The organism is Filomicrobium insigne, from assembly GCF_900104305.1.
GTDB lineage: Bacteria > Pseudomonadota > Alphaproteobacteria > Rhizobiales > Hyphomicrobiaceae > Filomicrobium > Filomicrobium insigne.
The window spans coordinates 618,579-638,580 of sequence record NZ_FNJC01000002.1 but is presented as its reverse complement, the minus strand read 5'-3'; the positions used below and the strand labels follow the sequence as shown (position 1 = coordinate 638,580).

The 20,002-nt window shown below is 56.8% G+C and carries 17 protein-coding genes; 14 read left to right on the top strand and 3 right to left on the bottom strand.

Annotation, left to right across the window (positions count from 1 at the left end; translation table 11 throughout):
* Positions 1 to 610: 610 nt before the first annotated feature.
* A complete protein-coding gene (bcsS, locus tag BLS30_RS08930) occupies positions 611 to 1,525 on the bottom strand; it encodes a cellulose biosynthesis protein BcsS (RefSeq protein WP_090228137.1) in 915 nt (304 codons plus the stop codon).
* A 359-nt stretch (positions 1,526 to 1,884) separates the two neighbouring features.
* Here bcsS and BLS30_RS17985 point away from each other — a divergent pair, with 359 nt between their 5' ends.
* Positions 1,885 to 2,343 (top strand): hypothetical protein, encoded by a 459-nt coding sequence (locus BLS30_RS17985; protein WP_139165311.1) that lies wholly within the window; start codon positions 1,885 to 1,887, stop codon positions 2,341 to 2,343.
* Between the two features lie 76 nt (positions 2,344 to 2,419).
* On the opposite strand, the gene BLS30_RS08920 is transcribed toward BLS30_RS17985, so the two are convergent.
* The gene (locus tag BLS30_RS08920; RefSeq protein WP_046479463.1) at positions 2,420 to 3,598 is read right to left on the bottom strand and encodes a PcfJ domain-containing protein; all 1,179 of its coding nucleotides are present in this window, start codon (positions 3,596 to 3,598) and stop codon (positions 2,420 to 2,422) included.
* Positions 3,599 to 3,871: 273 nt separating this feature from the next.
* On the opposite strand from BLS30_RS08920, the gene BLS30_RS08915 reads away from it, so the two are divergent.
* Positions 3,872 to 4,498, top strand: a complete 627-nt coding sequence (locus BLS30_RS08915; protein WP_170832442.1) for a rhodanese-like domain-containing protein — start codon at positions 3,872 to 3,874, stop codon at positions 4,496 to 4,498.
* 31 nt (positions 4,499 to 4,529) lie between these two features.
* On the opposite strand, the gene BLS30_RS08910 is transcribed toward BLS30_RS08915, so the two are convergent.
* Complete coding sequence (locus BLS30_RS08910; protein WP_046479464.1) at positions 4,530 to 5,090, bottom strand: invasion associated locus B family protein; 561 nt, start codon at positions 5,088 to 5,090, stop codon at positions 4,530 to 4,532.
* A 449-nt stretch (positions 5,091 to 5,539) separates the two neighbouring features.
* Here BLS30_RS08910 and coxB point away from each other — a divergent pair, with 449 nt between their 5' ends.
* The 12 genes from coxB (at position 5,540) to BLS30_RS08855 (ending at position 19,935) form a co-directional block, all read left to right on the top strand.
* Positions 5,540 to 6,439: a cytochrome c oxidase subunit II gene (coxB, locus tag BLS30_RS08905; RefSeq protein WP_046479465.1), complete on the top strand. Its 900-nt coding sequence runs from the start codon at positions 5,540 to 5,542 to the stop codon at positions 6,437 to 6,439.
* A gap of 95 nt (positions 6,440 to 6,534) precedes the next feature.
* A complete protein-coding gene (gene ctaD, locus BLS30_RS08900; protein WP_046480784.1) occupies positions 6,535 to 8,154 on the top strand; it encodes a cytochrome c oxidase subunit I in 1,620 nt (539 codons plus the stop codon).
* Positions 8,155 to 8,393: 239 nt separating this feature from the next.
* Positions 8,394 to 9,356, top strand: coding sequence for a heme o synthase (locus BLS30_RS08895; RefSeq protein ID WP_046479466.1), 963 nt, complete (start codon positions 8,394 to 8,396; stop codon positions 9,354 to 9,356).
* On the top strand, positions 9,356 to 9,511 hold the full coding sequence (locus BLS30_RS18120; protein WP_170832441.1) for a hypothetical protein: 156 nt from the start codon (positions 9,356 to 9,358) through the stop codon (positions 9,509 to 9,511). Before BLS30_RS08895 ends, BLS30_RS18120 begins: the two co-directional genes overlap by 1 nt.
* A gap of 38 nt (positions 9,512 to 9,549) precedes the next feature.
* Complete coding sequence (locus BLS30_RS08890; protein WP_244464958.1) at positions 9,550 to 10,173, top strand: cytochrome c oxidase assembly protein; 624 nt, start codon at positions 9,550 to 9,552, stop codon at positions 10,171 to 10,173.
* 132 nt (positions 10,174 to 10,305) lie between these two features.
* On the top strand, positions 10,306 to 11,214 hold the full coding sequence (locus tag BLS30_RS08885) for a cytochrome c oxidase subunit 3 (RefSeq protein ID WP_046479467.1): 909 nt from the start codon (positions 10,306 to 10,308) through the stop codon (positions 11,212 to 11,214).
* Between the two features lie 140 nt (positions 11,215 to 11,354).
* Positions 11,355 to 11,723, top strand: a complete 369-nt coding sequence (locus BLS30_RS08880; RefSeq protein WP_046479468.1) for a DUF983 domain-containing protein — start codon at positions 11,355 to 11,357, stop codon at positions 11,721 to 11,723.
* Positions 11,720 to 12,487, top strand: a complete 768-nt coding sequence (locus tag BLS30_RS08875; protein WP_052744059.1) for an SURF1 family protein — start codon at positions 11,720 to 11,722, stop codon at positions 12,485 to 12,487. The genes BLS30_RS08880 and BLS30_RS08875 overlap by 4 nt, the downstream gene beginning before the upstream one ends.
* A gap of 115 nt (positions 12,488 to 12,602) precedes the next feature.
* On the top strand, positions 12,603 to 14,018 hold the full coding sequence (gene thrC / locus BLS30_RS08870) for a threonine synthase (protein WP_046479469.1): 1,416 nt from the start codon (positions 12,603 to 12,605) through the stop codon (positions 14,016 to 14,018).
* Positions 14,015 to 15,289 carry a M16 family metallopeptidase gene (locus BLS30_RS08865; RefSeq protein ID WP_046479470.1) on the top strand — a complete coding sequence of 425 codons (1,275 nt, stop codon included), beginning with the start codon at positions 14,015 to 14,017 and terminating at the stop codon, positions 15,287 to 15,289. Before thrC ends, BLS30_RS08865 begins: the two co-directional genes overlap by 4 nt.
* Before the next feature lie 9 nt (positions 15,290 to 15,298).
* Positions 15,299 to 15,901 carry a GNAT family N-acetyltransferase gene (locus tag BLS30_RS08860; protein ID WP_046479471.1) on the top strand — a complete coding sequence of 201 codons (603 nt, stop codon included), beginning with the start codon at positions 15,299 to 15,301 and terminating at the stop codon, positions 15,899 to 15,901.
* Positions 15,898 to 19,935, top strand: a complete 4,038-nt coding sequence (locus tag BLS30_RS08855; RefSeq protein ID WP_090228132.1) for an EAL domain-containing protein — start codon at positions 15,898 to 15,900, stop codon at positions 19,933 to 19,935. Before BLS30_RS08860 ends, BLS30_RS08855 begins: the two co-directional genes overlap by 4 nt.
* Positions 19,936 to 20,002: the final 67 nt, after the last annotated feature.

Sequence of the window (20,002 nt, the reverse complement as noted above, 5' to 3'; positions counted from 1 at the left end):
GTTGTCTGCGGCACTTGTTCAAGTGCTGTGGTTGGGTGCTACGCAAATCGTCAAAGTAACCGCTTTATCGGAGCAACCGGTGTTTCGCAGGTAACAGAGTGTCAATTCACTGTTCGCAAACAGAATGGGCGTTCTATTTGTTGATGAATTGTGGCGTCGTCAAGTCGTTCGATTGCAAATCGATCCCGACGCGCAAAAATCTCATCTGGGTTTTATTGTCCAGATATTCTCATATTTTACAAATGGCTAACGGGCTTCTCAGTCTTTACGACATGGGGTGCCTTCGAAGTCGCAGACCGTTCCGGATGGACCCGAGACGCAGTGTTCGGTGGCGTTCTCTGCCCGTTCCCAATTGGCAAATGGATCGCCAAGATCCGGCAAAGCTCTGACCTTTGCGCGCCAATTGGCTTTTGTTTTCGCTTTGGCGAGCCATTGTAGGACGGAGGGTTCTCCGCGCGCCCAAACCGTTTGATCCGCGCACGTCTTCGCGTGGACAGGGGCCGTGAGCAAGACAAGCAATGAAGCGGCCGCCATTGCTGCTCGCGAAATGTTCGCAGATGGTAGTCCGATCATGATTGCTCTCGATGCGCTCTCTGCGGCTGATGGTTTGTTAGAACTGAGTTACCCAGTTCACTGTACCATATGCAGACTGATTTTGCGTGAAGTCCCCGAGTAGACCGGCTGAAGCGGAAATTTCTCCTCCGTCCCAATTGTATCTCGCGAACATACCGAAGCGGGCGTAATCGATAGGTGCGTCCGTGACGAATTCTTCGTCCTTGAGGCGGACTTCGCCATTTCTGTCCAAGTTGAAGTTGGCTTCCAGGCCTGCGGACAGGCCATCAAATAAGTAATGTCCGATCCGCGCACGTGCGGATCGCGTCAGGTGGGCGTCCGACCAAGCAAGGTCGAGAGAGGCATAGGCGTCGGCACCGAGATTCAACCATAGTTCAAGGGCGATTTTGACGCCGACATCAAGCCCACTTGCAAAGTTAAAGGAGTATTTTTGCGGTTTCCCGTTTGCGTCGGGAAGGATCGCATAGTCTCCGGGACGGATATCGTGATCGATGGCCGAAATGCCGACGAAAGCTTTGGTCGTAAGTTCGCCAGTACGTAACTGATAGCCAATCAGAGCCTCCGCAAACTGCACCCGTGCCTTGAAGGTTTTATATGGCGTAATGAGCCACGGTTCAGCTCCGAAACCCGTGTAGGCAGGATTAAGCTCAGGACGTTTGCCGCCGTAAGTATACTGGCCATAGCCGCCAACAAACCTTAGGCGAAGGCCGTCTTCATAGATGTGCCCGAATGGAGATGCAGTCGTTCCCGAATATAGAAGCCAAACATTCTTGGCGGTGTCCGCGCCGACCCAGGTTTCATAGTGCCTCGTTGGCGTGTTTCCGTCATTCGCTGCTACGGGTTGAGCGCTGATAATTAGAGCGAGCGCTACCAATGCTTTGGGGTATAAGCACGCTTGAGCTCGTGCTGAAATTATATTTTCGACCTGCTTGAGAAAGACGAAACTCAACATGAAAATACACAAATACAAAGGGTTTTTCCGCCGCGGGAAACATGGAGCGGCGATGGGAAACATGGCTAAAGCTTCGCGATAGGACGAGTACTGTCAAATATAAAGTGGTTAATGGCTCTATATTCAATTTTTGGTTGTGAGTTTTGTTCGATAATTATTTTTGATTGAAATTTGTGATGGCGAGCATCTGTTGAGAGTTTCGAGAAGGTTGGGAAATTTATTTTGCGCTGCAGCATCTTAATTGTTCTGGCGAGCTGTGGACAAATTGACTTCCGGCGGTTGAATTTTCGATCGTGAGTTATACTTCCACTTCAAGCGGCTGGTAGGAGGCAAGCTGGTCGCGGTCAGGGAGTCGAGTTATGAAATCATTACATAATATCAGTGATTTAGGCTTCGGTTCGTGGCAAGCGATGTGCGAAGCGTATTTTGCAAGCCCGGTTGCCCAATCCGATGAAACACAACGGAAATTTAAGGGGCTTGGTCAGTGTCAGCTAGAGCTGTGGGGACTGACGAGCAGAAGGATGCAGGCCTGTCTTGGGATGCCCAGTAAGTTGGCACGATGCCGGACGCCGATGGATATTCTCAATGTGCAGGCTCAATTCTGGGAAGCCGCTTTTTCGCAAGGGGCGGAGAGCACACGGCGCATCGCGCAGGTGCTTGACGTAACGGCAAACGCGCCAACCCATGCAACGCCTGTGGTTGAGAAGGTTTCTGACGAACCCGAGCGTGATCTCATTTCTTTGCCGGTTGGAAAGAAGTCGCGCCGCTCGACACGAGTGCACGTCAAATCAACAGGAGAACAACGGCGTGTGGCCTGACCATTCCTTTCTTTGACGGCGGTGGCCTTGCGCATGTTACTTTGCGAGGTGCGCCACGGGGTGTTCGAGTGCTGGTTTAGAGACTTACTTTCCTTTTTGGAAGGCGCTTGCTCGCAATGGGCTTCAAGCCAATTGCTGAGGCCGCGAACTCCTCGGCGAGCCCCGCCGTATCGAGAAATTCCAGGTAGGGTAGCCACAATTCCAATGCGGCTTGCTGTGTCCTCGCCCGGTCGCTGCGCCGAGCCGCAGCGTGTGGCGGTCGCAAGGGTTGCTCGCTGAGCCAAGTATATGCTGCGCGCCATACCTCCGGTCGTGCCTTGTGATTGCGGCGTCCACGCAACTGACGGATGCCGGCTATTGTGGGTTCGCTGTCGTGAGGGGCGACTTCCAGATTTGCGACGGTGCGCCCCTTCTTTCTGATGGAGAAGATGCGCGAGAGGCCGCCTTCCATATGATCGCTGAACTGATCCAAGCAGTTCTCCATCTTATCGCTTTCCCGAATGAAATCCTCCGGTGTCTGTAATGCGACAAATTCGTAGCCGTTGGCGCTGCCTTCGGTGAGCCAGTCGGTTTCTTTTTGTGAGTTTAGCGCGACGGCCAGGGCCACACGGCGGCGCCATATGCCCACTTCGTCCAGTGCTTTACGCAGGCCCATTTCTGATGACCAGGGTTTGCGTACAAGCTGGTGGCCTGGCGTTCCCTCTCGCTCGGCGTGCCATGCCCAGGCCGTTAGAAAGCGGAAATTATTTTCTCCGCCCGGGCTTGCCAGGACGCGATTGGATCTAGATAGCCAGCGCGCGGCCCAAAGAGCGAAGTGCCAGTGGCATCCGCGATAGCCATGCTCAATGGCCCATAGCCAGGGGCCCATGTCCGATGTTTGTGTCGGAATCAAATCAACGACATGCCTGGAGAACTCTACGTTTCTCGGTAGCATGCTGATTTTGTGAGTATAGGCGGCGGGAGGAAGGCGGCGCAGCCACCATGGCAGCGATAAGGTCATCGCTGCGCGTTGAAGGGGTAAGCCGCGACGGATCGCCTGTATACTTGCGCGTTGCTTCGCGGGTTTGCCGTAGCCTGTCGCCAACGCAAACAACAATCCGGGAAAGCTATCGGCAAGATCCTCCAGTTCAGGAGAGACTTGCATCAAACGTTCAATATCGCGGCGGAATGCAGGGTTGAAGGCTTCCAGACGGCGATAACGGCGCGTCTCCTCAGTTTCATCGATCCCTGAAGATGGATGTTGAGTTGCCTTCAACTAACGCCTCCCTTGGTGTTGGTTTTGCCCTACGGCTTCGGGTTTTCATGCTCCTTGAATAAAGTGGCGAAAGGGCGGATCTTCACGTGACCGTATTGGGCTTCTCGAGTGAATTGCCGTCACGTGGGGATGTCGTTGGAACCCGCATCTATAGTGTTCGTTCGTCACTTGTGAGACATGCAAGTCGTTTGAGTTCAGGTTGCTTTTTGAGGAGCTGCTGCGTTGGTCAGTGAACGACGGATCTGGTCTATGCTTTGGCGCGTTGTGGACAGAGTGTCGCTGGTATCTGTGACGATCGGTTTGATCGTTTTCACTGCATCTGCATCTGCATCTGCATCTGCATCTGCGTCTGCTACTGGGGTCGGATTTGGCCGTACGGCGGATGTTACGGCGCCTAAGGCGGTCGCTCTGCAGCCCGAACGGATGCTTGCGACCGAGACGATGGTTCGCCGCAGGTTTCCTGATGTCCTTCACTTGTCGTCGGAAGGTTTGGCGCAACGGCTGTCGGGTAAGTCCGGTGTGCTGTTGTTAGATGTGCGTGAAGCGGATGAGTTTGCCGTCGGCCATCCTCCCAACTCTATCCGGGTTGATCCGAATATCCCCACCGACGCCTTCCTGCAGCGCTATTCGTCCTCGGTGCGCGGCAAGATGGTGGTCTTTTACTGTTCGGTGGGGATGCGCAGTTCAGCGTTGGCACAGCGCGTCCAGAGGGAGCTTTTCGCGGCGGGTGCGGATCGCGTTTACAATTTGAACGGTGGGATTTTCCACTGGCACAATGAAGAGCGTGGCCTTGTCGATGGGCGCGGAGCGATGTCGCTGGTGCACAAGTATGACGACACTTGGGGCCAGCTCGTGCGCCGGAGCGCGTTGGCGGTTTCGCGACCAGCTCCGAAAAACTAGCTGAGATTGGCAGTTGGGTTCGAGAAGGGCATTAGTTGCTCTTTGCCAGTTCGGCCAGCGCATCGGAAAAGCCGGACAGCGAAATCGGAATACCGATGCCTGCCTCTTCGGTTTGGAAGATTACGAAGATTGCCGTTTTTCCATTCTTGAGCTGTTGGACCAGCTTTTCTTCGACGGTCACCTGCGCATAGCAAGCGAATGTGTGGCAGCGCAAAAATGGTGCGTTGCCCACATCGGCGCCGTCTATCTTCAAGCCCAGGCCGGGAGGCAGGAGGACGCCGAGCGGTGCGAATACGCGCAGGACCTGGGTCCCATTCGAGAAGCGCTGAAAATAGACGGTCAGCCCGACGTTGTTGCGGTCTTCTGCCGTGACGCTCTGCACAACGGCGCAGACTTCGTGGCTGGCACCCGGCGGCGGGGGCTTGCAAACAATTTGCCAGTCGCCGTGTTGAGATCTGACTTTTCCGTCGGGAGACGCGTCCTGCGCTTGTGCGGGTGCGAAAGCGAGGGCTGTCACTAGGACGGCTATGACCGCCGCAATAACGAATCGGCTGCTGCGGAAAACTGACAGAGGAATTTCACAGGTCCGCACGCGATCGTCTCCATTGCTGAGCCCCGCCGTTTCTGATTTCAGCGTGGCTGATGATCTAGTCTGGCGAGAAGTCTTTGTCGTGTCGTCTCGGGAACGAAAAAGGCTAAATTGGGACTGTCCGAGCTGTTGGGCGGTTTTGGTGGACAGGGGTGCAAATATTGTTCAAAGACCATCGCGAATATATGCCGCATGGAACTTGACTTGAGCTCCGCATGCGGCTTGTGTTCTGGATAGGGTTGGGAACGCTTGCCGAGCACCTTAGACGACTTCGTTCAGTCTATGACTTACTGGCGCTGTATAATGGCGCCTACGGCGGTCTGGAGTTGCTCTCCGATCGACGACCGTGAGGATGCCACTCCAGTGGATGCTCGGAGCCGGACCGGGGCCGGCGTGATTATCAATCAAAGGGGCAGACTCGGCGACGGCCGAGCGTAACTTGGGAGCGGAGAATGGTGAAACGATGGCTCGGCGTTATGTCGTCGACGGTTCTCGCCGGTATCGTCACGGCTGTATGCTTGGCAGTTCCTGCCATGGCGGCAAAACTGGGACAGCCTGCGGATATGCAGATAGGCATGCAGCTTGCTGCTTCGCCTGTCGCCGATGACATTCATAGCTTTTATGACCTCGTGAACGTCATCATCGTCGCTATTACGATCTTCGTTCTGGCGCTTATGGTCTACGTAATCTTCAAGTTCAGCGAGAAGGCGAATCCGACGCCATCGCGGACGACGCACCATGCGATGCTGGAGGTGGCTTGGACGGTGGTGCCGATCATCATCCTGGTTGCTATCGCGGTTCCGTCATTCAAGCTGCTCAATTTGCAGTACTCGTACCCGAAGCCCGACCTGACGATTAAGGCGACGGGCTATCAGTGGTACTGGTCGCATGAATATCCCGACCGGGGCGGTTTTTCGTTCGATTCGTTGATGCTGACGGACGACGAGCGGCAGGAGTTGATCGACGAAGGTATTCCTTCGCCGCGCCTGCTGGCAGTCGACAATGAAGTTATCGTGCCGGTTAACAAGGTGGTGCACGTGCTGGTGACGTCGCAGGACGTGATTCACGCTTGGACGATTCCTTCGTTTGGTACGAAGACCGATGCGGTTCCTGGCCGTGTTACGGCAACTTGGTTCAAGGCCACCAAGGAAGGCATCTTTTACGGGCAATGCTCTGAGCTGTGCGGCAAGGATCACGCCTTCATGCCGATTGCGGTGCGTGTCGTCAGTGAGGATACCTTCAATGCTTGGGCCGGCGCTATGGAAGCGAAGGACAAGAAAAAAGCCCGTGAGATCATTCGTGCAGTTGCGATCGAACAGGCTAAGCAAAACGTAGCTGCCGTTCAGCAGTGATCTCGACGAGTGAACCGGCGTGCGCTGCGGCGGTTCACGAGCCAGAAACTCAGTTGGAACTAGGCAAGATCTCAAGATCTGAAGGGGCGAACGCAATGAGCAATCAAGCTCACGCAGGTTATAATGAGCAGGGCGCGCCGACGAGCTTCGTCAAGCGGTGGCTGTTTTCGACCAACCACAAAGATATCGGCACGCTTTATCTGATCTTCGCGATGATGGCGTCGATCATTGGTGTTGCGCTTTCAGTCGTAATGCGGTTGGAGCTGCAAGAGCCGGGGATGCAGATCTTCAGCAACCCGCACATGTTCAACGTGTTCGTGACCGGCCACGGCATGATCATGGTGTTCTTTGTCGTCATGCCGGCGATGATCGGTGGCTTCGGCAACTGGTTCGTGCCGTTGATGATCGGTGCGCCTGACATGGCGTTCCCGCGCATGAACAACATTTCGTTTTGGCTTCTGCCTGTCGCCTTCATTCTGCTGTTAACTTCGATGTTCGTCGAAGGCCCTCCGGGCATGGACGGCGCAGGAACGGGCTGGACGGTTTATGCGCCGCTATCTACGAGCGGACATCCGGGGCCATCCGTCGATTTCGTGATTCTGTCGCTGCACCTTGCCGGTATTTCATCGATCCTGGGCGCCATCAACTTCATCACCACGATCTTCAACATGCGCGCGCCGGGCATGACGATGCACAAGATGCCTCTGTTCGCATGGTCGGTTCTTGTTACGGCGTTCTTGCTGCTGCTGTCGCTGCCGGTTCTCGCTGGCGCGATCACGATGCTGCTGACCGATCGTAACTTTGGCACCACCTTCTTCGATGCAGCTGGCGGCGGTGATCCGGTTCTTTATCAGCACTTGTTCTGGTTCTTTGGACACCCTGAAGTGTACATCATGATCCTGCCGGGCTTCGGTATGATCAGCCACATCGTTGCGACCTTCTCCAAGAAGCCAGTGTTCGGCTATCTCGGCATGGCCTACGCTATGGTTGCCATCGGCCTTGTCGGCTTCGTCGTGTGGGCGCACCACATGTACACGTCAGGCATGAGCGTCGAATCTCAGGCTTACTTTGTGTTTGCGACGATGGTCATCGCTGTTCCCACTGGCGTGAAGGTGTTCTCGTGGATCGCTACGATGTGGGGTGGATCTATCCAGTTCCGTCTGCCGATGCTGTGGGCGCTGGGCTTCATCTTCCTGTTCACCGTTGGTGGCGTTACGGGCGTGATGCTGGCTAACGCCGGTGTGGACCGTGCACTTCACGACACCTACTATGTGGTTGCTCACTTCCACTATGTGCTGTCGCTGGGTGCGGTGTTCTCGATCTTCGCCGGCTGGTACTACTGGTTCCCGAAGATGTTCGGCAAAATGTACTCCGAGTTCTGGGGTAAGCTGCACTTCTGGCTGACGTTTATTGGCGCGAACATCCTGTTCTTCCCGCAGCACTTCCTCGGAGCTGCCGGTATGCCGCGCCGTTATGTCGACTATCCGGACGCCTTTGCGACTTGGAACATGGTCTCATCGATCGGTTCTTACATCACAACGGTGGGCGCGATCTGCTTCTTCATCGGTCTGTTTGTAGCCCTGTCTCGCAAAGAGCGGGTCGGCAACAACCCTTGGGGTGCTGGCGCAACGACGTTGGAGTGGACACTGTCTTCGCCACCGCCGTACCACTGCTTCGAAACGCTGCCGCGGATCAAAGCAACCGATCATCATTGATCGGGACAGGGATCGGTCCGGCCGCGATCTGTGGCCGGGCCGCCTGTTTGATCTGAACAAGCGGGTATTAAAGTGGCGGGCGGGCCAACCGGCATCGTCCGCTGTTGCTAGCGGATCAGGAATAGTTCCGTCGAGCGGTACCCAGGCGCGTAATCGGCAGAGCTTCTTGCTGGACGCGTCGGGGCTGGGATGCGGTACGTTGGTTCCGTAGAGACTTGGTCTTTATCAGTGGTTGCGAGATGTCGGTGACGTCGAGATTGCAGGCAGATGTTGAGACGGTGGCGGTTACGGGGACGCCAAGCGTCGGAGACTTCGTGGCTTTGATGAAGCCGCGCGTCATGTCGCTTGTTGTTTTCACCGGGCTGACCGGAATGGTTGCTGCGCCCGGGCACCTGCATCCAGTGCTGGCGATTATCGCGATCCTTGCTATCGCGGTGGGTGCTGGGGCGTCCGGTGCACTCAACATGTGGTACGACGCCGATATCGATCGGCATATGGCACGCACGGCAGCTCGGCCGATCCCTCGTGGCCTCGTAAGCGCAGGCGAAGCGCTTGGCTTCGGTATCGTTTTGTCTGTTGCGTCGATCATGACGCTTGGCGTTCTGGTCAATTGGACCGCCGGAGGGCTTCTCGCCCTAACAATCGGCTTTTACATTTTCGTCTATACGATGTGGCTTAAACGCCGGACGCCGCAGAACATCGTGATTGGCGGTGCCGCCGGGGCATTTCCTCCGATGATTGGTTGGGCTGCAGTCACGGGAGGAATCTCGATTGAAAGTGTTCTGCTATTCCTAATCATCTTCATGTGGACCCCACCTCATTTCTGGGCTCTCGCACTTTATCGCTGCAGGGACTATGAGCGTGTTGGTGTGCCGATGCTACCGGTGGTTGCTGGTCCGAAGGAGACACGGCGTCAGATCGTAATCTACTCGCTTTTGCTTGTGCCTTTGGCCGTTGCACCGTCGTTCATCGGTCTTGGTGGTGCGGCCTATGGCGCGACGTCAGTTGTGCTTGGGATAGTTTTCCTGTGGTTTGCCTTTAAGGTTGCGCGGGTGACCGAGGGACGCGAAGCCGATCATGCGGCGAAGCAGCTTTTTGGCTTCTCGATCTTCTATCTCTTCGCACTGTTCGCAGTACTTCTGACTGAGCATGTGATCGCAACTGTGACAGGCGCGCAGGTCACCGGGTTAGGCTTGTTTTGATGTCGGACAACGACGACCATAACGACAAGGACTACAAGAAGCGGCAACGGATGCGGTCGATCGCGATCGCTCTCGCGCTGGGGCTGTTGATCGTCCTTTTTTACGCTGCGACGATCGTGAGGCTTGGCGGTAATGTTTTCAATCGGCCCATGTAATAGTGCCGGTTGAGGATATAGAGAGGGTTTTGGAAGACGTGACGAAAGACAGTTCGCAAGGACCAGCTGATCAGTCACCGTCAGTCAGCATGGGTGCCCGTCATCGCCGGGTGGGCATCATTTGCCTGGGTATGGCGGTCGGCATGCTTGGGATGGCTTACGCGGCGGTGCCGTTGTATCGCATGTTCTGTCAAGTCACCGGGTTCGGTGGCACGACCCAGGTCGCCAGCGCGCCTGCGGAGAAGGTGTTGGCGCAAACGATCACGATGCGATTTGACGCTAACGTTTCGCGGGATCTGCCCTGGGCATTTCAGCCGGTTGAACACACGATGGAGGTTCATCTTGGTGAGACCAAGCTCGCGAGCTATCGCGCGACCAACACCTCGGATCATCCGGTCACCGGGACGGCTGTGTTCAACGTGACGCCGGAGTCTGCAGGACAGTTTTTTAATAAGCTTGAGTGCTTTTGCTTTACCGAGCAGAGGCTCGAGCCTGGTCAGTCGGTGGACATGCCCGTGAGTTTTTTTGTCGATCCTGAAATCGTCAATGACGCAGATGCGGGACGCCTGTCGGAGATCACACTGTCCTACACTTTCTACCCTGTAAAGAATCCCAGTCAAAGTGCGCAGGCGCCAAAGGAAACGCCGGCGCAAGGTGGCTGAAAACTAGATTACTCCCTGCTTTGGTTTCTCCGATCAAAAGACGACCAGAGAGGGTGAATACGCAAGGAAGGCTGGGCGCAAGCCCTTGAAGAACTGCCCTAGGCAAAAAAGGGGATAACGGGAGAGCTCTTAATGGCTGATTCACACGCTAAGAACCACGACTACCACCTGCTAGAGCCTAGTCCGTGGCCCATAGCTGCTTCTTTCTCGGCTCTCATCCTCGCTGTGGGCGCTATCGTCTGGATGCGCTCGCAGGCTGGCGGAGCCGGACTTTTCGGCGTCCAGGGGCCTTGGGTGTTCGGCATCGGTGCGATGCTGGTTATGGCGACTGCTTTCATGTGGTGGCGCGATGTCATCAAGGAGAGCCATCACGGTGATCATACGCCGGTGGTTCAGCTCCACCTTCGCTATGGCATGATCCTATTCATCGCTTCTGAAGTGATGTTCTTTGTCGCTTGGTTCTGGGCGTACTTCGACGTTGCGCTGTTCCCTTCGGGAATTTTCCAGCCGACCAACGTCACGGAACAAATCGGCCTGGTTCAGCGCAATGAGTTTATCGGTGGTACTTGGCCTCCGCAGCCCAACGATGCGTTCCATTCGACGTTTGATCCGTGGGGGCTGCCGTTCGTCAACACCCTGATCCTGCTTCTGTCGGGTGTAACGGTGACGTGGGCGCACCATGCGATGCTCGAGAACAATCGCAAACACCTGATCTGGGGGCTGACGCTGACGGTTCTTCTTGGCGTCCTGTTCACATTCTGCCAAGCGTACGAATATGGCCACGCAGCCTTCAATTATTCGGGTCACATCTACGGTGCGACCTTCTTCATGGCCACGGGCTTCCACGGCGCACACGTCATCATCGGTACGGTGTTCCTTTTCGTCTGCTTGCTGCGTGCGATCGGCGGCGATTTCACGCCGAAGAAGCATTTTGGCTTCGAGGCGGCCGCTTGGTACTGGCACTTTGTTGACGTGGTCTGGCTGTTCTTGTTCGTATCGATCTACGTCTGGGGCGCAGGCCCTAACCCAGGCGGGCATTAATTTCGGTACGGCGACAAGTCGTAGACCGCGAATTCGATGGATCTGGTTCGGGGCGGCTCTGGCTGCCCTGAACTTTTTTGAAGCAAGATTGCGCAACAACAATGGGTGCTGCGGCAGGTCGAGACCGTTGAGAGCAGGACATGAGTGAGCCAAAGGTATCGGCGATTAGAGCGGGATTGAGCGGGCGGTGCCCGCGTTGTGGCACGGGTCGATTGTTTCGTTCGCTCATCAATGTGCCCGACGCATGTGAGCATTGCGGCTTGGACTACCGCTTCATTGACACTGGTGATGGTCCGGCCGTCTTCGGCATTTTCATTCTTGGTTTTCTCGGACTTGGCGGGGCTCTGATCGCGACCTTGAAATATGACGTGCCGGAGTGGGTCGCCCTACCGGCCGTGATTTTGATTCTCCCAGTTGTTGCGCTTGGGCTTTTGCGGCTTCTCAAAGGGGGCTTGATCGCATTGCAATACAAATACAGCGCCGAGGAAGGCCGGCTCTCTGACGAATGACGCAATCGGATTCACAACAATCCCACCAAAAGCTCGGTCTGCTCTGGCCCAGCCTCCTCACTTTGCTGGGCCTTGCTATCCTGATTGGACTTGGGACCTGGCAGATGGGCCGCAAGGTGGAAAAGGACGCGATTATCTCGCGGCTACACAGTCGTGCGGAGGCGGCTCCGGTATCGCTGGACGAGGTTATTGCCCGATCGCGTGACGGTGATGTCGAGTACACGCGTGTGGAGGTTCCCGGCATCCTGCATCACGAAAAGGAGCGCTATCTGTACGCGCCGCATCAGGGCTATGGCCCCGGGTACGACGTGTTTGCGCCCATGCGGGTGGGGGAGAAGCGTTATGTGTGGGTTAACCTCGGATATGTGCCGGAGCGGTTTAAATCTCCGGATACTCGGCCTGCTGGGGGGGGCGCTGAGGATCGCACAATAATCGGGATCGTTCGCCTGAGTGCCAAACAGGAAACGTTTACACCGGATAACAATGTGGCAGACAACCTGTGGTATTGGCGTGATTTAGCCGGAATGCATGCCTCCGCGTTCGATCCGTCGAAGACCGATCTTGTGCCTTTTTTCATTGAAGCAGAGCCGGTCGCTGGCGGTGTGCCGGCTGCGGAATGGCCCAAACCAGGCACCAGTAAGGTCAAGATTTTCAACCGACATTTTGAATACGCCCTGACATGGTACGGCTTGGCGTTGACCTTGCTCGGCGTGTATGTCGCCTTTGTCTGGCATAGGCTGGAGAGCCGGCGGACCCCGGAGTAACCGGGATTGGCTCAAGAAGCCTGTCTTGTTGTGCACGGCCTAGCGCATTAGGGTGCTGCGCGAGGGCGGTTAGCCTCATGAAATTGCTCATAACGAAAAACGAAAGTTTCAAGGCTTGAAGTACGTCTCAACACGGGGCCAAGCCCCGTCGCTCGACTTCGAAGATGTTTTGCTGGCGGGATTGGCACGCGACGGCGGTTTATATGTCCCGGAGCAGTGGCCGCAATTTTCGCAGGAGGCCATTGAGGCCTTCGCCGGCATGCCGTTCAGCGATGTGGCGGTAGAGGTCTTGAGCCCTTATGTGGGCGAAGGGATCTCGCGCGCAGATCTGGCGGCGATGGCCCGCGATGCTTACGGAGCGTTCGGGCATGCCGCTGTAACCCCGCTCGTTCAGATCGATACCAATCGCTTCGTGCTGGAACTCTTTCATGGGCCGACGCTGGCGTTCAAGGATGTTGCCATGCAGCTCCTAGCCCGGCTTATGGATCATGTCCTGGAGAAGCGCGATAGCCGTGCGACGATTATAGGCGCGACGTCTGGGGATACGGGCGGGGCTGCGATCGAAGCGTTCCGGGGATCGAAAAACGTCGATGTGTTCATCCTGTTTCCGGAAGGGCGCGTGTCCGATGTTCAGCGGCGCATGATGACGACGCCCCGGGAGGCGAATGTCCATGCCATCGCGGTGCGCGGGACCTTCGATGACGCACAGGCGTTGGTGAAGGCGATGTTCAATCACCATGCGTTTCGTGACCGGGTGCAGCTGTCAGGTGTGAATTCGATCAACTGGGCGCGTATCGTGGCGCAGGTGACGTACTATTTTGTTGCCGCTGTTGCGCTTGGAGCGGGGCGACGTCCCGTCTCCTTTGCGGTGCCAACCGGGAACTTCGGTGACATTTTTGCGGGGTACGTCGCCAAGCGGATGGGGCTTGCAATCGATCGACTCGTGATCGCGTCCAACGAGAACGATATTCTGCCGCGTACCTTGGAAACGGGCAGTTATGAAATGCGCGGTGTGACGGCGACAACGTCACCGTCAATGGATATCCAGATTTCCTCGAATTTTGAACGTTACCTGTTCGAGGCTTGCGGGCGACAGTCCGATGTCGTCAGGGCTCAAATGGAGAGCCTGAAGCAGTCTCGGCGGTTCGATGTCGGTTCACGGGCGTTCGAGACGCTCAAGGCTGACTTTGCTGCGGCGCGTGCTGGTGAGAACGAGGTCGCCGATACCATTCGTCGTGTTCAGGCGGAGAGCGGTTATCTGTTGGACCCGCACACGGCCTGTGCGGTTTGGGCTGCGGATCGCGCTCCCGAGTCCAATATGGGCGTTCCTCAAGTTGTGCTCTCGACGGCACATCCCGCCAAGTTCCCTGATGCGATGGAGCAAATTACGGGAATGCGTCCAGGCCTCCCGGACCGACTTTCAACGCTGCTCAGTGATGAGGAGCGATACCCAGTTCTCGATAATGATCTCAGTCAAGTCGAAGCCTTCATCGAGCAGAACGCTCGTGCAATCCGTCAGGGGCAAGTATGACGACCAGGATCACTGAGCTCGCGAATGGTCTGAGGGTGGTGACACATCAGATGGATCACCTGGAGACGCTATCACTTGGCGTTTGGGTGAACACCGGCGCCCGGCATGAACCGGAAACGCTGCACGGTATTTCTCACCTTCTCGAACATATGGCGTTCAAGGGAACGACGTCGCGGACTGCGCAGCGGATCGCTGAAGAGATCGAAGAGGTCGGTGGTGAAATTAATGCCGCCACCAGCATCGAAACGACGGCGTATTATGCGCGCGTGCTCAAAGGTGACGATGGCACGGCTTTGGAGATCCTGGCTGATATTTTGCAAGACTCGCTCTTTGATCCGATGGAGCTTGATCGCGAACGCGACGTTATTCTGCAAGAAATCGCTGCCAGCCAGGATAGCCCTGACGATCTTGTTTATGATCTCGTCCAGGATGCAGCCTATCCTGAACAGCCAATCGGGCGAACAATCCTGGGAACGCCTGAAAGCGTGCAGGCAATTACGTCGAGGGATTTGCGCTCTTACCTTGATCGTCACTATGCCGCGAACCGGTTGGTGGTGAGCGCGGCGGGTGCTGTTGATCACGACAGTTTGTGCCGTCAAGCCGAGGCCCTTTTTGACGACGGGTCTGCGCCGTCCGGTGATCCGACCAGTGGCGCAGTTTACGCCGGGGGGGTCCGGTCCTCAAAGAAGGCCTTTGAACAAAGCCACATTGTGATCGGCTTTGAAGGTCCGGCCTATCGCGCGGAGGATTTCTTTGCGGTTCAGGTGCTTTCTGGGCTCCTCGGCGGGGGGATGTCATCCCGCCTTTTCCAAGAAGTCCGTGAAAAGCGCGGGTTGTGTTACGCTATTTATTCGTCAGCCTGGGGATTAAGCGATACTGGGCTGTTGGCTGTGCATGCGGCAACCGGGCCAGAGCAAATGCAAGAGCTGGTTGATGTGGTGTCTGAAGAGCTGTCACGGTTGGCACAGGATGGTCCCACGGACGCTGAGATGGGACGGGCCAAGGCCCAACTCAAAGCCGGGCTTATGATGGGGCTAGAAAGTTCGTCGGCGCGTGCTGAGCAAATGGCGCGGCATCTGATGGCCCATGGGCGTCTGATCGAAAAGGAGGAGCTGATTGCAAAGGTTGAAGAGGTCAGCCCCACCCAAGTTAAAGAGCTTATGCAACGTATGATAGCCAAGCAGCCGGCGGCAGCTGTGGTTGGTGCCGGGGCTTCATCGCGTGGACACGCGCAACGTGCCAGCCATTGTTTGGGCACGATTCGGCAGTGAGGTCGGGCCGTGGCTTTCCTTAAGGTGGGCCTGGGAAACGATATACAGATTGCGGTGCGCGGTGGGCGTGTCCTGCTGCGGCCTTATTTGACGTCAGATTATATGCTTTGGGCCCAGTTACGGGCGCGGAGCCGTGAGCATCTCAGGCCGTGGGAGCCAGTTTGGCCGCATGATGATCTCACACGAACCTCGTTTCGGCGTCGGGTTCGGCACTATCAACGTGAAGCACGCGATGATGCAGGGTACGCGTTTGGTGTCTTCAACGAGCACGGGCGTGAGCTGTACGGTGGATTGACGCTGACGAATGTGCGTCGCGGTGTGACTCAGGCGGCGTCTCTTGGATATTGGCTTGGTCTTCCGTTTGTCGGGCGTGGGTTTATGACAGATGCGGTACGTACCGCTGTCCACTACGCATTCGACGAATTGCGGTTACACAGGATTGAGGCTGCCTCGATGCCGTCCAATACTGGGTCCATAAATGTGTTGCAACGGGTGGGATTCGTGCGCGAGGGGCTCGCGCGGCGGTATTTGAAGATCAATGGCGTATGGCAGGATCACGTCCTGTTTGCGCTTCTTGCTGAAGATATCGCCAGGGGGACAGGCGACGAATGAGGCATCAGCAACCTGATCGAGCCGGATGGCCGGGCGCCGTGCTCGCGGGCGTGCGCTGTAGCACGGCGCGGCTGCTGAGCTTGGCAGTGGCTGTTCTTGTGGTTTGCTGCGCCAATCTCATTGCGACATCCCCGGCTTCGGCGCTTAAGGCGATTACGGTCGGTTCCGATCAGGATCGCATCGAGATAACCACCGACGGCGAATTTTACGACAATCGCGGCGACAGCCTGCAGGTCGAAACTGCACCTGGGCTTGATGGTGTTGTCGGGCGCATGAGCGTCAAAGCGGCTACGCCAGGGGTTAATCCAAGCTGGATTGTCTTCGCGCTGACTAACCCGACCAATACCGATATGGAGCGATGGCTTACGGCAGATCGCTACACGGTGGTCGGTTCCGGAACGGTCTGGCCGGATCTTGATGCCCGGCGCATTGAGGCGGTGACGCCATCAATCGGCTTTGTGCCTGAGCGTGTGAACAGCGACCGGGCCGACGTGTTCCGCATCACGCTAGAACCTGGCCAAACGATCACGTTTGTCGCTGAGCTTTCGTCCGAGCGCTTTTCGCGGATCTTTCTATGGAAGCCATTGGCATATGAGCTTGAGGTACGCGAACGGCAGCTCTTTAACGGAGCGTTGCTCGGTCTGACCGGTCTATTGGCGATCTTTCTGACGGCGATCTTTGCCGCGAACCACAAAGCGATCTTTCCGTCCGCGGCACTCGTCGCTTGGTGTGTGCTCGTCTATCTGTGCGTCGATTTCGGCTTTTTCCATAAGCTGTTCAACTTGCGGCCTGAGGATAACGCGGTTTATCGCGCGGCGGGTGAAGCGTCGATTGCGGCCAGTCTTGTCATCTTCCTCCACACATTTCTCAGGCTGGGCTTAAGTCACGGGCTTGTGCGCATGCTCTTTGGCGTGTGGATGCTGGCTCAGCTCGCGCTTGTTGCGGTTGCCGTTGTCGATCCGCGTCTGGCTTCAACGTTTGCACGCCTGTCGTTCTGTGTGATCGGCGGTGTGGGGGCTGCGATCATACTGTTCCTCGCTTTCCGAGGTCAGGATCGGGCCCTGTCGATCATACCGACTTGGATCATCTTCCTCGTATGGGTTTTTGGCACAGCGGTAACGCTTACCGGCAGGATGTCGGGCGATGTTATTGAAGCTGGCCTCGCAGCAGGTTTGGTTCTGATCGTTTTGATGATCGGTTTCACGGTTACGCAGTTTGCGTTCCGCTCTTTAGAGCCGGTGTATGGCGCCTCGCCCAGTCAACAGCAGCGACAGGCGCTCGCGGTCGAGGGGGCCGGTGCAGCAACGTGGGAATGGAATGCGCGTCGCGATGAGGTCAAGGTTAGCCCGATTATCGAAGCTGCGTTGGGGCTCAACGGCGGCGAGTTGACCTGTAAGGTCGAAGACTTCATTCCGCACCTACATACGGCAGATCGTGAGAAATTCCGTCTTATGCTCTGGTCCGTGCAGGAACGCGCTGGCGGTAAGATCCGTATCGATTTCCGTTTGCGCCACAGCGACAACTCGTATCGCTGGTATGAGTTGGACGCGGCGAGCATTGAAACGTCGGACCGGCGTGATGTGCGTTGCGTTGGTTTGATGCGCGATATCACAGAAAGCAAGCGCGCCCAGGAGCGGCTTCTGCACAATGCGGTACACTGCGGTCTTACCAATCTTCCCAACCGGGAACTCTTTCTCGACCGTCTTGGGACAGCCTGTATGCGTGCGGCTAGTGAAGCTGCCGTACGGCCTACGGTCATCTGTATCGATCTCGACAAGTTCAAAAGCGTTAATGCCTCCCTTGGTCTTGTCGTAGGCGATAGCCTGCTGTTGACAGTGGCGCGGCGTTTGAGTCGGCATCTTGGGCCGCAGGATACTCTGGCGCGGCTTGGTGGTGATCAGTTCGCTATTCTGATTTTGAACGAGCAGAGCGCCCGGGATCTGGCTGGGTTGGCTGAGAGGATCCGGCGGTCTTTGCGTTCGCCGATCAAGATCGCAGGGAAGGAAATCGTTCTCACGGGATCGCTAGGTGTCTCGGTTTACGATGGAGAAGAGCGTGGCCCAGATGAGCTTCTGAAGGAAGCTCAGATTGCGATGTATCGAGCGAAGCGCAGCGGTGCGGATCGTATCGAGATTTTCCGCCCAGAGATGCGTTCGAGCCGCGATGATCGGGCGGCGATGGAAGCCGAGTTACGTAAGGCGGTCGAGAAGGATCAGCTTAAGGTATTCTTCCAACCGATCGTTTATCTTCCGACTGAGGATCTTGCCGGGTTTGAGGCCATCGTTCGCTGGGAGCACCCGCGTGAAGGACTATTGTCGCCGGCGACTTTTGTACCCCTGGCCGAGAACTCCGATCTTATTATCAAGCTTTCCACGCATGTCCTGACGAAGGCTGCACATACGGCTGCCAATTGGCAGAAGATATTGCCGCGACACGAGTCGCCCCTGTTCGTTTCGGTTAACGTTTCTTGTCGGCAGCTCTTCAAACAGGATTTCATTCAAGAGCTGCGTCACATCATCGGTCAGGGAATCGTCCCGGTGAACTGCCTCCGTCTCGAGGTCAGCGAACCCCTGGTTATGGAAAGTCCTGAGCAGGCCACCGAGATGCTCGACGTGCTGAGGGGAACGGGTGTCGAGATCGCGCTCGATGAATTCGGCACGGGGTATTCCTCGTTTGCTTATTTGCAACGCTTCCCCGTTGATACGATCAAGATCGACGGTGGCTTGGTGCAAAACGGTGGCGGGAGCGAAGGTGCAGGAAGTGCCATTGTGCGCTCTATCGTGGCGCTGTCCCATGAGCTCGGTAAGAAAGTTGTGGCGGAAGGGATCGAGGAGCCAGATGACGTGGTGTTCCTGCGCTCGATCGGCTGTGAGTATGGCCAGGGCTTCTACTACGGCGACCCGATGCCAGCGGATGATGTGATCGCGTTGTTACGCATCATTGCCAAATCCGAGCGCAAGATCGAAGCGCGCAACCTCTTCAAGCCGAAGTCAAAGAGCAAAAAGGATCGCAAGAAGGCTTCCGTACACGTTGAGGCCGCACCGAAAGCGCCGAAGCCTTCGTCGCCGAAGAAAACTGCGGTGGTGGCTGCGAACGGACAAGCGCCTAGTCGCGGTGACCCGGGCTCTATACCCTTACGTGAAGTGCCGCCTCCTGCTGAGGTTACTGGTCCACCGCCAATTGCAGCACGCGGCAATGGCCGGGAACGGCCCTTGCTTCGCGGTGGTATGTTACCAACGGGGAGCGTCGGCGATAATCGTCAGATTTCTAGCGCTACCCATCCGGCGTTAGCGCCTCCGGTCGCGCCGTCGCAGCCGACACTGGCTCAATCGCTTGCCCAAGCCGCGCACGGGGGGCAGGCAGCGCCGCAATCGGCGCCAAGAGCCTCGTCATCACCGCCGCCTTTGACACCGCCTCCGCCGGTAAGTTCGTCAGCTTCGGGAGCCGGCTCCAACGGTGGCTATCCTTCAAACCTGTCCCAGCCAACGTCAACCGGACGAAACGGCAATGCGGGGATCGCTCCTTCGTCTCCACCTCAACCTCCTTCGGCACCGCCATTTAGTCATGGGCGGGGGGGGCCGCAGAATGGGGCGGGGGTATCTCAACCTCCTCCAATTCAATCTGCTCCTCCTGGAGGCAGTGCGGGTAGCCGAGCGGTCGGTCATCGCCCGCCGCCGCCACCATCGCCATCCGCTGCAGCCAATGGGCGGCCCCGTATGAACAACGGTCCAGCGGTTCAGTCGCCGCGCCCGCCTGTCAGCACTGGGCAGACGCAGCCGCTCAACGTGGCGATGGCTGGGGCAGAGGTGCCGGTGACAGCACCGCCAGTTACGCCTGCAGGAAATGGTGTTCCTAATGGTGCGGAAAGGCCGGTGCAGCCCGTTGCGGCTCCGCCGGACTACAGCTCATTGCCACCAGGTATCGCAGAAAGCTTGGCGCGGCTTGCCGGGACGCCACGTCCACGTAGCGATAGCGCGGCTCGTGGCCCGTCACAGAAGGCCGCTACGCCCAATGGCAAGCTTGGTGATAAGTGATTGCAGTGCGGGCGCGAATGCGGGTCCGCATGGTTTGACTGCCGATACCACATTTACATCATTGAAA

Coding starts and splice junctions, on each gene's coding strand:
- bcsS (WP_090228137.1), bottom strand. CDS start 1,525: ATGTTGAGTTTCGTCTTTCTCAAGCAGGTCGAAAATATAATTTCAGCA.
- BLS30_RS17985 (WP_139165311.1), top strand. CDS start 1,885: ATGAAATCATTACATAATATCAGTGATTTAGGCTTCGGTTCGTGGCAA.
- coxB (WP_046479465.1), top strand. CDS start 5,540: ATGGTGAAACGATGGCTCGGCGTTATGTCGTCGACGGTTCTCGCCGGT.
- ctaD (WP_046480784.1), top strand. CDS start 6,535: ATGAGCAATCAAGCTCACGCAGGTTATAATGAGCAGGGCGCGCCGACG.
- BLS30_RS08895 (WP_046479466.1), top strand. CDS start 8,394: ATGTCGGTGACGTCGAGATTGCAGGCAGATGTTGAGACGGTGGCGGTT.
- BLS30_RS18120 (WP_170832441.1), top strand. CDS start 9,356: ATGTCGGACAACGACGACCATAACGACAAGGACTACAAGAAGCGGCAA.
- BLS30_RS08885 (WP_046479467.1), top strand. CDS start 10,306: ATGGCTGATTCACACGCTAAGAACCACGACTACCACCTGCTAGAGCCT.
- BLS30_RS08880 (WP_046479468.1), top strand. CDS start 11,355: ATGAGTGAGCCAAAGGTATCGGCGATTAGAGCGGGATTGAGCGGGCGG.
- BLS30_RS08875 (WP_052744059.1), top strand. CDS start 11,720: ATGACGCAATCGGATTCACAACAATCCCACCAAAAGCTCGGTCTGCTC.
- BLS30_RS08865 (WP_046479470.1), top strand. CDS start 14,015: ATGACGACCAGGATCACTGAGCTCGCGAATGGTCTGAGGGTGGTGACA.
- BLS30_RS08855 (WP_090228132.1), top strand. CDS start 15,898: ATGAGGCATCAGCAACCTGATCGAGCCGGATGGCCGGGCGCCGTGCTC.